Origin of the sequence: Mucilaginibacter tolerans (assembly GCF_030519375.1) — a bacterium.
GTDB lineage: Bacteria > Bacteroidota > Bacteroidia > Sphingobacteriales > Sphingobacteriaceae > Mucilaginibacter.
On the sequence record NZ_JAUMKB010000002.1, the window covers coordinates 161,875 to 177,817 of the forward strand.

Consider the following 15,943-nt stretch of genomic DNA (forward strand, 5'->3'; position numbering starts at 1 on the left):
TATTCTGTCAAACCACGTAACTCAACCAACCGATCAACTATCTAATTAATAATCTCTGTCCTGTATAAGGGAAAAATCTATTTGCTTTTTGGTAAGATCAACGTTTTTAACCTTGATCTGCACTTCGTCTCCCAGTCTATAGACCTTCTTTTTACGTTGGCCAATTATAGCATAATTTTTTTCATCCAGTGTATAAAAATCGTCAGCTATATCGCGCAGGCGTATCATACCCTCGCATTTGTTGTCGATAATTTCCACATACATACCCCATTCGGTAACACCCGAGATAATACCGGTATAAATCATTCCGATCTGGTCTTTCAGGAATTCTGCTTGTTTATACTTTACTGACGATCGTTCAGCATCGGCTGCCTTCTTCTCCATTTGAGAACAATGCTGGCAAAGTTTTTCGTAAAACTCTGCATTGGCCGATTGTCCTCCATTCAAATAGTGGAATAACAACCTGTGCACCATCACATCCGGGTAACGGCGGATGGGAGAGGTGAAATGCGTATAGTGATCAAATGCAAGTCCGTAATGGCTGGTGGCTTTGGTGGTGTAAATAGCCTTAGCCATAGATCGTATAGCCAATTGTGTCAGAACGTTTTGCTCTTTTTTACCTTCCACATCCTCCATCAGGAAATTGAGTGACTTAGCTATCTCCTTATCTGATTTGGTGTTTATGCGATAACCAAACCTTGCTGCAAATTGTGCAAAGCTGGCCAGACTATCCGGCTTAGGCGAGTCGTGCGTACGATAAACAAAGGTGTATTTATGCTTTCCTTTACCTTTTTTGCTTACAAACTCAGCCACTTTACGGTTTGCTAACAGCATAAAATCTTCGATTAGTTTATGGGCATCCTTACGCTCCTTTACATATACGCCTGTTGGCCTGCCTTTTTCATCCAGCTTAAATTTTACTTCCGTGGTTTCAAAGCTGATGGCGCCATTTTTGAATTTACGGTCACGAAGTTTGTGCGCGAGTGCATTTAATTTTAATATCTCTTTATCAAACTCTCCTGATTCATCTTCAATAATTTGCTGCACTTCCTCGTAAGTAAAGCGGCGGTCAGAATGAATAACGGTCTTACCAAACCATTCATTTACTATGTGCGCTTCTTCGTTTAATTCAAAAACTGCTGCAAAGCAAAGTTTATCTTCTTTTGGCCTGAGTGAGCATAAGCCATTTGATAATCTTTCAGGCAACATCGGTATCACCCTGTCGACGAGGTAAACTGAAGTGCCTCGCTCCAGCGCTTCTTTATCCAAAGCAGAATCTGGCTGAATGTAGTGGGCCACATCGGCGATGTGTATACCCACTTCATAATTGCCATTGGGCAAATATTGAAATGATAGCGCATCATCAAAATCCTTTGCGTCAAATGGGTCGATTGTAAAAGTTAATATCTCTCTAAAATCACGTCTTCTGGCAATTTCATCTGCGGTAATTACATCGGGTATTTCTTCTGAATCCAGCTCTACTTCTTTCGGGAACGACAATGGGAAACCATACTCAGCCAGTATAGCATTCATTTCCGTATCGTTCTCGCCCTGCGTACCTAATACATGCTTGATACGACCAACGGGGTTCTTAGCTTCAGGTGGCCAGTCGGTAATTTCAGCGATGGCTTTTATTCCGTTTTTTGCACCATTCAGTTCATTAATCGGAATAAAAATATCATGCATCATTTTCCGGTCGTCAGGAATAAAGAACGCAAAACGGTCCGACAGTTTCACAATGCCTGTAAACTCCATCTTATTGCGATGAAGTATTTCAATTATTTCGCCTTCTTTGCGTGCACCTTTACTTTTCGCATATACATATACTTTTACCCGATCACCATTAAGTGCATTGCGAAGTTTGCGCGGAGCTACGTAAATGTCGGTTTCGTCTTCATCATCCGTAACAATAAAAGCCGATCCGTCATTAGTCATATCGACTACACCTTCAATAAAGGTTTTCAGTTCCCGTAGTTGAAACTTACCATTCGAAACTTCCTTAAGGACGTTCTTTTTAGCCTCGTCCTTTAATATTTCAAGTATGATCTCCCGATCTTCAGTATTATGGATATTTAATTTGGCTGAAACCTGTTTGTAGTTCCAGGAGGTATTTCTGTTTTGCTCAAACACATCCAGTACCATTTGGGTGAGTACTTGTTTGATGGATGAGTTCTTTTTATTTTTAGACATAGATAGAATTTACAGCCAAAGGTACAAAGATTGTTGCATGAATTTGGGTATTACAATTAATGCAGACACTGCAGCATTCCACCCTCGCATTCCGTTTATTAAATAAAATCAAAGCTATTTTTCTTCCATAATTTTTACCCCCCAGGCTCCGATCTCCATTTTATTTTTAGTGGAGATTTCAGCACCACTCAATAAATCTTTCCCGGACTTGTAAGAATAAGTAAACACGGCAGGACTTGCGGAATAGTTGAAATAATAGTGAATTGCTTTGCCGTATTGATTAATACCTGATTTTACAACGAGAGGAAATTTAAGTTCCTGATTGGCACCCCACAGACCGGCTGATTTAATGACATTTTCTACAACTTTTTCGGTTATAGCCTCACTCGTGATACAACCAATATAAGTAGCCATGCCTTTCCCGTAACTGTTTTGTGTGATGGCTGCATATTTACCCCAAACCGGGTGATCATAGTAAGCCAGCACCTTCGCTGTTTTTGGAGTGATAAGCTCCATAAAAGTATTTACGGTATTATCCTTGCCTGCATGAAATGGATCGTCCTTTAGGCCCACGTGCTCAGGAGTTGTAAACTGACTGTAGGTGATACCGCAGGCTTCGCTGATAATACCAGGCTGTACCGAAGTGCGTACCTTTACATTCTGATCGGAAAAGCCGCTTTTGAAAGTACAAAGGATATGCCCGCCATTCTTGACAAAATTGTTCAACCGGATCAGCAGGCTATCGGGAGCTGCGTACAAAGCCGGCACAATAATCAATTTGTAGTTTTCTAAAGTATTACTGGATGGGTCAACAAAATCAACCCCAACGTTGATCTTATACAGAGCATCATACAATGAGCGCAAGATATCGTTGTAACTTTCTCTAGCTCCCCAGCCAAATGAGAAGGCATTAAATCCGGTCAACGCTTCGTTGCTGAATAAAATGGCAACATCATTTTTCTTCTTTAGATTAATAAGGTGCGAACTTAACCTATTAAAATCGGCCCCGATTGTTTTTGCTTCCTCATAAGTAGGATTGGGTTCAAAATCATGGCTCAACAAGCCCTTCCAGTAAGTCTCGGCCGAGTTGTGTATCGAGTGCCAGTGCCAATACTCCACCATATTCGCTCCTGAAGCCAGATGGCTAAACGCCTGTAAATAAAGCTGACCGGGATAAGGCACCCACTGTGCGAAGCCTTGCGCCTCGGTTTCCATTACCAGATAATTTTGCCCCCCTTTCATGGACCGGCCAAGATCGCCGCCAAAAGATATCTCCATGCCGGTCAAATGATCCTGCGAAGGATGATAAATATCCACACCAGCGATATCCAACGCTTTAGAGGCAGCAAAATGATCTACCTCCGGTTGTATACCATAAGAATAACCATGCCAGTCAAAATCAAAATTTTGCGTGATAAACTGATCCGGATGTTTATACTCTCTTACAATACCAGCCTGCCAGGCCAGGTAATCCGTTACCAGTTTACGTTGAAACTTATAAAACTCGGAAGTAAGACTGGCATTGATACTTCCGTTAACCGAAGGAAAATCATCCCAGTTATTTATCCGGTTACTCCAGTAATCTAACCCAAAAGCTTTGTTAACGGTATCCAGCGACTTAAACTTTTCCTTCATGTAGTCCACAAAAAGCCTCTGAACATTCGGCCCGCTGGTGCCATAAGCTTTGGTTTCATTATCTACCTGATAGCCGATGATAGCAGGATGATCTTTAATATGTTCCAGCATTTTACGGATCACCCGTTCAGCATATATTCTGAAATGTTCGTTAGTAATATCCATATTCTGACGCGCACCGTACTGATTTTGTCCATGCGGAGTAATAGCCAATACATCAGGGTATTTTCTTACCAGCCAGGTAGGTACAGCGTAGGTGGGGGTACCAATGATCACATGTATACCTGCCTTATGCATAGCATCAAGAACGCGATCGATATGATGGAAATCATAAACGCCTTCCTGGGGTTCTACCGTACTCCAGGTGGACTCAGCTATCCGCACAACATTGATGCCTGCGGCCTTCATCATTTTCACATCTTTTTCTAACCGGTCATAGGGCATGTATTCATCGTAATAAGCAACCCCATACAGCAGTTTGTCTGTTTTTGCCTGCGGATATGCGCTTAAAGATGTAACTAAAAGAATGATTAACGCGCTAAAAAGCCCGATGGAAGTAGTTTTTGCTGACATAAGCATAATAAGTGTTCGGTTTACAATTATTATGCAATATCCGATAATAATTAATAATTCAGGCTTTGAACATAAAGATTTTTGATGATTAAATTCAGGTTGTAGTTATACTCCGGGAATAGAAGATATAAGCCGTTTCGTGTATTCCTCCTTTGGTCGATAATAAATATCATCAGGGTCGCCGGTTTCTATTATTTCACCTTTGTTCATCACCATGATACGATCGGAGATGTGTTTTATAACGGAAAGGTCGTGTGAGATGAAGATATAGGTCAGATTAAATTCCAGCTGCAGTTCACGGATCAGATTTAATACCTGCGCCTGTACGGATACATCCAAAGCAGACACCGATTCATCACAAATAATAAACTTTGGTTGTAAAGCTAATGCACGGGCAATCACAATACGCTGCCGCTGACCACCGGAAAACTCATGAGGATAACGATAAAAGTAACTTGCAGGGAGGTTCACACGCTCGAGTAACTCCAATACTTTTTTTTTGCGTTTAGTATTGTTCTCATAAAGTTGATGTACCTGCAAAGGCTCCATCAGGGAGTCGCCAATGGTAAGCCGCGGGTTTAAAGAAGAATAGGGGTCCTGAAAAATGATCTGTATATCACGGCGCATATTGCGCATGTCTCGCTTGTTGAGTGTTCTAATATCTGTATCCTCAAAATTCACATCGCCTGAAGTTGGTTCTATCAGCCTAAGTATGCTTCGCCCTAAGGTAGACTTACCACAGCCCGATTCACCAACCAAGCCTAATGTTTCGCCGGGATAAACATCAAAACTTACCTTGTTGACAGCCTTTACAAACAGTTTCTTATTGGAGAATAAGCCTGCACCAACCGGAAACCAAGTACACAGTTCATTTATTTGAAGAATAGGTCGCTGGGCGTAGAGCTTTTGTTTTCTGTCTTTTATCTCATTGCCCTTATAGCTGTATTGCTCTCTTATGGTTTCTACAGAAACAGCTCTATCTTCTGCATCCAAAAAGTCTGCTACTACCGGAAGCTTTTTTAGATGATGATCTGGTGCTGGCCGGCAAGCCAGCAATCCTTTGGTATAAGGGTGCTTGGGATTAGAAAATATGCTTTTGGCAGTTCCATTCTCAACGATATTACCCTTGTACATTACGATAACCCGATCGGCAATTTCGCTTACCACACCCAGATCATGCGAAATAAAGATCAGGCTCATATGGCGATCAGCTTTTAACCGCAAAAGGAGTTCAATGATCGTTTTCTGAACAGTAACATCCAGTGCAGTAGTCGGTTCATCTGCTATTAGTATCTCCGGATCGCAGGACAAAGCCATCGCTATCATTACCCGCTGCTTCTGTCCGCCGGATAATTGGTGAGGATAGCTGTCAAAAATCGCTTCAGGGCGGGGTAATTGTACTTCGTTAAAAAGGTTTATTGTTTTCTCTTTGGCTTCTAGCCTGCTCACACCTAAGTGAAATCGGATGGCCTCTGTCACCTGAAAACCGCATGTAAGGACAGGATTCAATGAGGTCATAGGCTCCTGAAAAATCATCGCTATCCGGTTACCCCGTATTTCGCGCATTTTGTCTTCAGGGAGCTGCAAGGTGTCGATGTCATTCAATAATATTTCGCCACTAATGACCGTATTGGATAAATTATGCAGTCGCATGATGGCCAAAGACGTAACAGACTTTCCTGAACCAGATTCACCCACAATGCCAACAGTTTCACCTTTCTTAAGTGTAAATGAAGTATCCTTAACGGCTTCAATAAAACCATCCCGTGTTTTGAACTTCACTTGTAGGTGTTTTACCTGTAGCATTATTGTCCGATAAGGGTTATCAAATCATCTTCGATCAGGCTTTCGCCGCGATAGCGCCGGATCAGTTGTGCGGTTGCGATCACGTCTTTCTGGCAGTAAGTGGATATTCGCTCCAGGTCATTCTCGTTCCAGTATACGTGACCAACCATGCTGCCGTCTATATCATCTTTCGGCGTAGGGATATTAAAAATAGCCGTAAGAAGATTCAGTGAGGTATAGCTTTTATAATCGCCAAATTTCCATAATTCCATCGTGTCCAGGTGATTTACTTCCCAAGGTTTTTTACCTGATATTTCTAACTGCGGCGGAATTTGCAGTCCGTTTATCAGCATCCTGCGACAGATATAAGGAAAATCAAATTCTTTGCCGTTATGTGCACAAAGTACCAGGGTAAGTGGCTGGGAGCGAAGCAGCTCACCAAACTTGATCAATATCTCCGTTTCATCATGTGAAGCAAATGATTTCACTCTGAGGCCAGTTCCTCTGCCTTTCGTATATATGCCGACCGATATACAAATAATCTTGCCAAACTCTGCCCAAATACCTGCACGACCGTAAAATTCTTCTGCCGTCTCCTCCTTACGCTGATATAGTGTCTTCAGGTCCCAAAGCTTTTGCATATGCCCGGGTAACTGATCAAAACTACTGCATTGAGGTACAGTTTCAATGTCCAGCACCATCAGGTTATTCAAATCATATTGTTCGAGCATTTTTGGATCAGATTTCTATTTTGTTGCAAGATAGTAATTCAGGCAGCAGTTTTCAGCGGGCAGTTTGCAGTTAATTGTACCCGGCACCGTAAGCAAACCGCCCACTGAAAACCGCCAACTATTTAGCGAGTACCTCAAAATTGATCTGTAAATTATTGCCATTGCCATCCACCAGGGTGAGCTTATGTTTACCTGCGGGTGGATTTAAAGCTATCTGATGAAAATCGCTCGTTTCGCCAACATATTTATCATCCAGGTGCCAGAATATCTTTATGCCAGTCTGCCGGTGAGCAGCGTTGCAGATCATGCGTCCACGGCTTCCATCTGCTTCCAATGGTACATATACCTTGGCTCCATCTTTGGGATAAATCAACTCCATCGGGCTTCCTCTTTCCGCTAATGCGCAGTCCGATCTGAATGGTGGTAAAACATGATATTGATAGTTCTTTGTCTTGTAGTAATATTCCATTGATGGCGGCAATACGAACCATGCTTTGTTTACCATACTTCCCGGCGACATGCAGTCCGCTGTTACCTGCCATTTGCCGCTTGCATCCAGGTGCACCAATTGGTGCCATGGGCATGCCGGTGCTTTCAACCCACTTTTGGGTACCCACATTTCGTCTGTATCTTCGCAATACTCGCCGGCCCGGTAACCGCTTTTATGGCATACTTTTATCTTCACCATTTCGCCTACAGGCATATCAAACCAATCGCGCGCCACGGGTAATAACCTGAATATTTCAAACAGAATTGGGGCAGCGGTGTTGATCCCGGTTAGATCAGGCCGACCTTCACCATCTGTATTGCCAACCCAAACACCGACAACGTACCGGGGTGTAACGCCAATGGCCCAGCCATCACGAAAGCCAAAACTGGTACCTGTTTTCCAGGCAATTCGCTGGGTAGAGCTAAATTGCTGCCAAAGCATTTCTTCACCCGGCCGCATCACTTCCTCCATCGCCTGGAAAGTGTAATAAATCGCCCCTGCATCTAATAATCCTGCTTTTTGCAATTGTGGCTTTCTGGCAGGCTGAAGGGCATATACCGGGCTATGGTAATCCGCTGTATCATATTTGCCATTGTATTTGTTGTAGTGGTTTAACACCCGGGCCATATCAGCGTAAGCTCCTGTAAGTTCCCAAAGGGTGTTTTCTCCTCCACCCAATATCAATGATAAACCATAGTGATCGGCCGGTTTTTTCAAGGTGGTGATGCCTGCTTTCTGCAAAAAATCATAAAAGCGTTCGTACTTAAATTGCTGCAGCATTTTTACGGCGGGCACATTCAGCGAACGCGACAAAGCCCTTGATGCTGGCACAGCGCCATCATAACCCAGGTCAAAATTCTCAGGATGATAACCTGCAATTTGTGTAGGTATATCCGGGATAAGACTGTTGGGCAGTATCAAACCATCGTGAAGCATTGACGCATATAAAAGCGGTTTTAATGTACTTCCGGGGCTCCGGGGAGCATTCACCACATCCACATCGCTTTCCATTTCCGGATCTTCAGGGTGTGAGATATTGCCCGCATACGCCACCGCTGCACCTGTCTCCACATCTAATATTACAGCAGCTATGTTATTGATGTCATTAGCCTTCAAAACCGAATGGTGCCTTTCCAGTATATCGTTTACCTGTTGCTGAAGATTTGATTTGATGGTTGTGCGGATACGTGTATCACTTGTTTTATCAGTCTTGTGATCCGATTTAAAGCGTTCCAAAAGATGAGGGGCTGATTGTGGTAAAGGCATGGGCCTGTCGGGCACTGGTTCCAGCTTTGCAAGGGCTGTTGTTGTGCTGTCGATGGTACCTTGCCTATATAGCTTATCCAGCAGCAGGTTTCTTTTCTTCAATAAAATTTGCCTGTTCTTTCCGGGATGTACTAATGACGGAGAATTTGGCAGGACAGCCATAGCCGCCATCTCTCCCCATGAAAGTTTATCAGGACTGCGTCCAAAATACCGCCATGCTGCTGCATCCAAACCGATGACGTTAGTACCAAAAGGTGCATTGCTGGTATACAGAGCTAATACTTCCTGCTTGCTATGGGTGCATTCCAGACGCACGGCCATAAAAATCTCGCTCAGTTTATTCCAAAAGGTACGTTTATGCTTGGTTGCTAGTCGGATCACCTGCATAGTAATAGTGCTGCCACCGCTTACTACATGTTTGGAATGCATATTTTGCTTGATAGCCCTGCTAAAAGCAATCATATCAATCCCCGGATGATGCTCAAAACGCTTATCCTCAAAAGCGATAATGCATTGCTTAAATTTTTCAGGGACTGCAGTGTCATAAGGAAAATGCCATTGTCCATTAGGTGCTATAGCTGCGCCTAATAGTTGGCCCTGGTCATCATCAATCACATAAGAAGTAGGACTGTTAAACAATTGCCGTGGAAGGCAAAACCAGAACCATAGCACCAGAGCCAATAAAATAGCCAGAAATATGATTACTTTTGGTTTTTGAACGTATTGTTTAACGCGCTGAAACACCTTATTGATAATTAGAGTATCTGTTGACCAAGATGAAAATAAACAAATTATCCATCATTATTCCGGCTTATAACGAAGGTAATACCATCCACCTGATACTCAACAAAATTAAATCCGTTCAACTCATTGGTAACATCGAAAAAGAGATCATCATCGTTAACGATTTCTCAAAAGATCACACCGAGCAAGCCATCGCTGACTACCAATCTGCCAATCCGGATATGAATATCCAATACTTCAAACACGAAGTAAACAAAGGTAAAGGTGCGGCACTGCATACAGGTATTGCAAAAGCAACCGGCGAATACCTCATCATCCAGGATGCCGACCTGGAATACGACCCCAATGAATACAACGATCTGCTAAAACCTATTGTAGATGGTTTTGCCGATGTGGTATATGGCTCGCGTTTTATGGGTAGTAACCCCCACCGTATTTTATTCTTCTGGCATACTATCGGAAATAACTTTTTAACATTTTTATCCAATATGTTCTCCAATCTGAACCTAACAGATATGGAAACCTGCTATAAGCTGTTTGATACCAAGCTAATCCAATCTATTAAGCTGACTGAACAACGTTTTGGCTTTGAGCCCGAGGTAACCCAGAAAATTGCCCGTGTACCTCGTATCCGCATTTATGAGGTAGGTATATCTTACTACGGCCGTACTTACGAAGACGGTAAGAAAATAGGATGGAAGGACGGTGTACGGGCGATCTATTGTATTTTGAAGTATGGCTTTTTTGGAGCTAAATAAGTTGATTAAGTTAGATTGAGTTGATTAAGTTTTAATGGGTTCTAACCACTCACTTAATCAACACAATCAACCAACTAACTATTTCACAACCTCTACCCATTTCCCTTTTTCCATCGCATTTACCGATACATCATACATCGCTTCGCAGCTTGTTGCAGGCAGATAGTATTTACCGGTATAAGCAGCATTCAGCATTACATAGAAGGTAACTTCCTTACCTTCTGCTAAACTGAAATGAGTGTTAACCCTGTCATCTCTTACATCACGGTAATCCGATGGAGAAGATTTGAAGGCCTCATCGTCATTCATCATGCGGGTATTTAGTATTTCCCATCCTGAAGGGAATATCTGTGTTAAAGCCAGGTTATCATATCGCCCGCGATGTCCGGGGTTTTTAATATTCACCTGTGCTACAAAGTCCGTCCCTTGTTTAAGTGCGACAGGGTCGACAGGCTTTCCGGACAGATTGAAGTAACCAATCCGCATTTGTAAAATATCCGGCTTGCTGATCGACTGTACATCCTGCGCCGCTGTAGGCTGACCTTTCTGTATCAATCTGATGTACAATTTATTAGAGCCATTATCTTTAATTACTACTTTACCTCCATTGGATGCAGCGGCTGTTTGCCACATGTACGAACCTGACGTAACGCTACTGCCGTTGTAATTAAACTGCAACTTGCTTCCCGATTTATTGATTCCGCAATATTCCGCTATAGCCAGTAATGAATAAGCCGTGGTTTGTGTGCTATACCAGCTATCCTGAGCTAAGCGTGCAGCAACGGTGCGTAACATGGCGGACGCTCTTTGTTGTTGACCCAATAATGTTAATGTTTCCAATATCATAGCTTCATCACGGAGATCAGAGCCATAAGTGCCATACATCATATTATAAGGCTTTATGGTGGTAGGTAAGCCAGCTATCATCTGCTGACCAATCTCCGGCTGACCCGATAGTTTATAGGCTGCTGCCAAGCGCCATTTAGCCTCCGGACTGATGTATTTAAACTCACGCAAACGGTTCATCGCTCCCAATTCAGGTGAGCGGGCCATAGCTAATAAATACAATCGATAGGCTTGTATCAGGTCAGAACCATAGAAGCTGCGGGTATCAGGCGCCCATCCTACGGCTTTGGCTTTCTGGTATTTCTTCCAACGTTCAATGAAGCCTATTGGTAAGCTATAGCCTTTTGCCTGTGCAGCCAGCATAAAGTGACCAGCATAATTGGTTCCCCATTCATCAGACTCGCCGCCATCAGGCCAGTAGCTTAAGCCGCCATCCGAAACCTGGAAGCCGTTTAACCGGTTGATGGTCGCCTTGATGTTCCGTTCTGTTTCTGCTTTCTGTACGGGGTTCAGATCAAGTATCTGACTTAAAAACAATTGCGGGAATGCCGAAGACGTAGTCTGTTCCACACAGCCGTAAGGGTATTCTATCAGGTAGTCCAACCGTTTTGAAAGATTTAAAGGTGGGATTGAAGCTACCTCCAATGTAGCCTTGTTTGTCCCATTCATACCGATAGCTGCGTAACTGGTTATCCATGTTTCACCCGGCTTCAACTCCTTCTCTGTTATCTTTGTGATAGGCGGGTTAGGGTTACGTACATTTAGTTCGATATCGTAAGCAGCTTTTTCACTGCCGCTTTGGGCCAGTATCTTCACTTTTCCTACGCCCACAAAATCCTTCACGTCAAAATCAAATGTGACTAACTGATCGCCAGTTTTTGTGAAAGTGACTGTCTTCCGGTTATTGCCACTCAGGTTGCTGAAAGCATTAGACTGGACGCTCACATTTACCGTCTTTACGTTATTTTCTAAAGCAAATACCGTTATCGGCAACTGCACTTTTTCTGTCGGCCCCAATACCCTCGGTAGCGTAGCCAGTATCATCAACGGCTTTTTAACAGGCACAGCCTTTTCTGCAAAACCATAACTACCTTCGTGCCCTGCGATAACCATTGCTTTTACCGAACCGATATACTGAGGAAGCGTAAAGTCATGTGTTTGTTTTTCTCCTTTGCCTAAATGGAACGGTCCCAGGAACTTCACTACAGGTTTAAATCTATTCACAGATACATTCTTCTTGATACCATTCGTGCCGTCACCGCCTATACTCAGGATACGCTCCAAACCTCCGCCATAAGCCCCAATCACATAATCAAACAGATCCCAGGTTTTTACACCTAAAGCTTCTTTTGCATAGAAAGTTTCATGCGGATCAGGTGTTTTGTAGTTAGTTATATCTAGTAAACCTTCATCCACAATCGCTATGGTATAAGTCATTTCCTTGCCCGATGCTTCTGAAACGGTTATAGATGATCGAGTTTCAGGCTTTAATTTGGCTGGTAGACTGATAACCGGCTTCAATATCGTTTCCGGGTTATCCACCTGCAGTGGGATAGCGCCATACATACGAATAGGCAGATCGTTTACCGTTTGTGCATGACGCTGTAGTAAAGTCACATTCACAAAAATGTTAGGCGCCATGCTCTCGTCTACTTTAAAGCTATATTGTGTCTGTCCTTTTTTAGTGTCTACCCAAACCGTCTTTAGTACACGGCTACCATTTTCAAAGCTGATCAGGGCACGACCATCAGACATGGTAGGAATGGTCAGAGTAGCCTGTTCACCAACCTTATAATTGGTCTTATCAGAGGTGAAGGACAGCATCGAAGCCTCAGTAGGATTAGTTTGCTGTAAGCGTTCCGACCAGTTTGGCCAGTCGACATAAATAATTTTACCCGACGAATGCCCGGTTTGCTGATCAGATACTTTGATGAGATAACGTCCCCAATCTTCCGGAGCGATATGCAGATTCCAGCTGCCTTTGCCGTTGGTGAGCCTTACGGTCTCGGTTTTGATGAGCTTATTATACTTGTCCTGCGTAAAGTTGCTCATCTGATCACCGGTCTGATCCCACCACCAGCGCCATTGTATCTTATATAGTTCTAACTGAACTTCACGTGTGCCGCTTATTGCATTGCCTTTGGTATCCACATCGGCGATATCGATCTGGTTGTCCCGGCCGGTAAACAACATACCCGACAGGTCGCTTCCCTTTGGTGTTTTGATGCCCACATAACCAGGATAAACGTTATAAGGTAACGATAGCGTTTGCAGACTGAAATTACCGCCCGGTTCAAATACCTTTACCACAAAATTTGCCCTCAGTTGCCCCGGTGCTTGTTTCTCTACATTAATATCTGCATTAACAGAAGCTACGCCGTTCTCATTTAGTTTACCGTCGAATACGGTTTGCGTTTGGGTATTGAATGCCAGGGTAGGATCGTCAAAGGTATAGTCAGGATAGTCTTTGAAAGATGTCTTTTGTGCGGACAGGAAGGCATCAACCTTCGCTTTCAGGTTTTGGGCTATGCCGCCGAATAACCAGTGCGCCTCCAGCTTGCCATCGGTATTACTGCCTTTCGATAACTCACTTGCGCCGTTAAAGCTCAGGTTCAGCTTCAGGCGGTTGGGCATAATGGTTTCTATCTTGATATTTTTCTGAAACGTTGCGCCGCCCACTTTCACCTTCGCCATCCAGTTACCCGTGCGTGATGAAGTTTCTGTAGCCGTATGGAAACTATAAAAACCATCTACTGATTTGGTTTGCGTAATGCGTTTATATAACTGTCCGTCCGGATTATAGAGCTCAAACTCTACCGGATGATCGGGAGGCAGCGTCTTCAACTTATCCTCTAAAATAAACGACAGGAATATCGAATCTCCAGGCCGCCACACCCCACGTTCGCCATAAATAAAACCCTTTAATCCGCTTTGTATCTCATCGCCACCGACGTTGAATCTTGACAGGGGGAGTGAGCTTCCGTCATCCAGTTTCAGGTATCCTTTCTCGGCGCCGTGGGTGGCCACCAATAGGTAAGGCTTGCGTTTTAGGTCGAACTTAGCCATACCATCTCCATCAGACGATCCTTTATAAAGCACTTGCTTCTGGAAATCCAACAGCTCCAGCGTCACGCCCGAGATAGGCTGAGCCGTCAGTATGTTGGTCACGGCCACCGTCATGCTGTTATTATTGCCACGCTTGGCTATCAGGCCGATGTTCGAGGCGATGATATTTCTTTTTGCCCAGCGTTCTTTGGTATAATAAGAACTTTTGCATGGGTCGAAACGCTCGTTCCAAACATAATTTTCAGGATAATAACTGTCGTATCGCTGCCAAAAGTCATCATCTTCGTCTTTTACTTTGCCATTATTGCCGCCGCCATCATATTCATAACTGTCTTCGTCGTCCGTCCCATCATTCTTCTTTAACACCGGCGAGCCCAGGCTACAGTTATACAAGGAATACTCTTGCCTGAAACCGATCACCACACGATAAATAGCGCCCGGTTCTGCACGCAGCAACTGGTCTATATCCAGCATAAAGCGGTTCTTCTTGTTCAGGTTAAGGCTTTTATCCTGATCAAGGCGGATAGTTTTCTGCAAAATAGGTCGACCCACTGAGCGCAATTCCTGTCCACCGTTAAAGTCGTTATTCTGAAAAAACTGTGGCACATTAGTTTCATATATTTTAATGATGCTCACATCCACTGCGTTCAGGTTCACCGCCTCAAAAGCCATCGTCAGCTTACCCGAATCGGGCAGGATGACGCCCTTGCCGGGAATAGTAACCGATGGCATCCTATTCTCAAAAAATACACTGGCCGAGTAAGGTTGCGTGATCTTCTTATGCGAAATGTTCTCGACACCCTCATTTACAAATGCGCTGTAATTGCCCTGTAAACGGTCGGGAGCATATATTTTTACTGTACTGCCGTCAATGGTATAGGCGGGATCCTCCACATTCTTTATACCTACCAATCCCTTTAATTCCTGACCTACCAGTATCGCATCCGAGAACTGCACCAGCACATACTGATCCTGATCCTGAACTGCCGTTATCGACAATACCTTAAAATCGCCGATGGCGGGTATCTCAAACTCCTGGCTGCCTTTTTTGTCCACATTCAGGCTGCTGCCATCCCAGTTCACCCCAAGTTTGTTTACCGCGTTATTACCCCGGTCCACATCGTTAATGGTAAACTTATGTATACGCTGCACGTTGTTATGCTGCCAGCTGATGCGGGTAGGTGAGGCATAACTAACGCTGATCAGTTTTTCTATATCGGCATTGTTTTCGTCATCCGCAGTTTGCACCTCGCCCTCCAGCTTCATCTTATCCAGCGAGGTATGTGTAGCGGTTTGCAAGCCAACAAACGATACCGTAAAATCGGGCTTAACGGTTTGAAAGGTAAACTTAAACTCCTTAAATCGGTCGGGCACATCCACAATCTTTTTCAGCGCGAATTCGGCTGTATAGCTTTGGTCGGCTACGAGCTTCTTTTCGGGCCTGAACTCAATGGTGCGCTCGTCTATCCAATAAGCCTTACCAGCAATGGACGGCGAAAAATCAAACACACCATCGGGCAGCTTGTCGTTCTGCACATGCGTGGTAGGCACATCACCCGCAAGTTTAATACGGATGGTACCCTCTTTGGAAATAATCCCCGAGGTGTACGACTCGATGTACTTGCTAAACGCCGGGTCGACTGCATTCGCGTGCTTACGGTGAAAAACAAAATAGACAATAACCAGCAAAATAATAGTAGCTGCAAGCGCAATAAAAGGGCGCCTGCGTGCAGGGGAAAGGCTTTCGGTGTCTTCCATGGATAAGGTGAAATATTTACGTAAATTATGAATTTTCCGGAAATAAAAGAGGAATATTTTGTGGAGAGGTTGTACGTTTTACGTGGTATGTTATACCTTAA

General features: G+C 43.8%; 7 protein-coding genes. 1 reads left to right on the forward strand and 6 read right to left on the reverse strand.

Annotation, left to right across the window (positions count from 1 at the left end; genetic code table 11):
- Positions 1–45 precede the first annotated feature (45 nt).
- The 5 genes from rnr to pbpC all read right to left on the reverse strand — a co-directional run bounded on the left by rnr (position 46) and on the right by pbpC (position 9,414).
- Complete coding sequence (rnr, locus tag Q3A68_RS03310; RefSeq protein ID WP_302899617.1) at positions 46–2,190, reverse strand: ribonuclease R; 2,145 nt, start codon at positions 2,188–2,190, stop codon at positions 46–48.
- A gap of 114 nt (positions 2,191–2,304) precedes the next feature.
- Positions 2,305–4,398, reverse strand: coding sequence for a beta-galactosidase (locus Q3A68_RS03315; RefSeq protein ID WP_302899618.1), 2,094 nt, complete (start codon positions 4,396–4,398; stop codon positions 2,305–2,307).
- Positions 4,399–4,503: 105 nt separating this feature from the next.
- The gene (locus Q3A68_RS03320) at positions 4,504–6,180 is read right to left on the reverse strand and encodes an ABC transporter ATP-binding protein (protein ID WP_489671728.1); all 1,677 of its coding nucleotides are present in this window, start codon (positions 6,178–6,180) and stop codon (positions 4,504–4,506) included.
- A 23-nt stretch (positions 6,181–6,203) separates the two neighbouring features.
- Positions 6,204–6,914: a 3'-5' exonuclease gene (locus Q3A68_RS03325; RefSeq protein WP_302899620.1), complete on the reverse strand. Its 711-nt coding sequence runs from the start codon at positions 6,912–6,914 to the stop codon at positions 6,204–6,206.
- A gap of 118 nt (positions 6,915–7,032) precedes the next feature.
- Positions 7,033–9,414 carry a penicillin-binding protein 1C gene (gene pbpC / locus Q3A68_RS03330; RefSeq protein WP_302899621.1) on the reverse strand — a complete coding sequence of 794 codons (2,382 nt, stop codon included), beginning with the start codon at positions 9,412–9,414 and terminating at the stop codon, positions 7,033–7,035.
- A gap of 32 nt (positions 9,415–9,446) precedes the next feature.
- On the opposite strand from pbpC, the gene Q3A68_RS03335 reads away from it, so the two are divergent.
- On the forward strand, positions 9,447–10,172 hold the full coding sequence (locus Q3A68_RS03335; protein WP_302899622.1) for a glycosyltransferase family 2 protein: 726 nt from the start codon (positions 9,447–9,449) through the stop codon (positions 10,170–10,172).
- 78 nt (positions 10,173–10,250) lie between these two features.
- Here Q3A68_RS03335 and Q3A68_RS03340 read toward each other — a convergent pair whose 3' ends face one another.
- Positions 10,251–15,842, reverse strand: coding sequence for an alpha-2-macroglobulin family protein (locus Q3A68_RS03340; RefSeq protein ID WP_302899623.1), 5,592 nt, complete (start codon positions 15,840–15,842; stop codon positions 10,251–10,253).
- Positions 15,843–15,943: the final 101 nt, after the last annotated feature.

Coding starts and splice junctions, on each gene's coding strand:
- rnr (WP_302899617.1), bottom strand. CDS start 2,190: ATGTCTAAAAATAAAAAGAACTCATCCATCAAACAAGTACTCACCCAA.
- Q3A68_RS03335 (WP_302899622.1), top strand. CDS start 9,447: ATGAAAATAAACAAATTATCCATCATTATTCCGGCTTATAACGAAGGT.
- Q3A68_RS03340 (WP_302899623.1), bottom strand. CDS start 15,842: ATGGAAGACACCGAAAGCCTTTCCCCTGCACGCAGGCGCCCTTTTATT.
- Q3A68_RS03315 (WP_302899618.1), bottom strand. CDS start 4,398: ATGTCAGCAAAAACTACTTCCATCGGGCTTTTTAGCGCGTTAATCATT.
- Q3A68_RS03325 (WP_302899620.1), bottom strand. CDS start 6,914: ATGCTCGAACAATATGATTTGAATAACCTGATGGTGCTGGACATTGAA.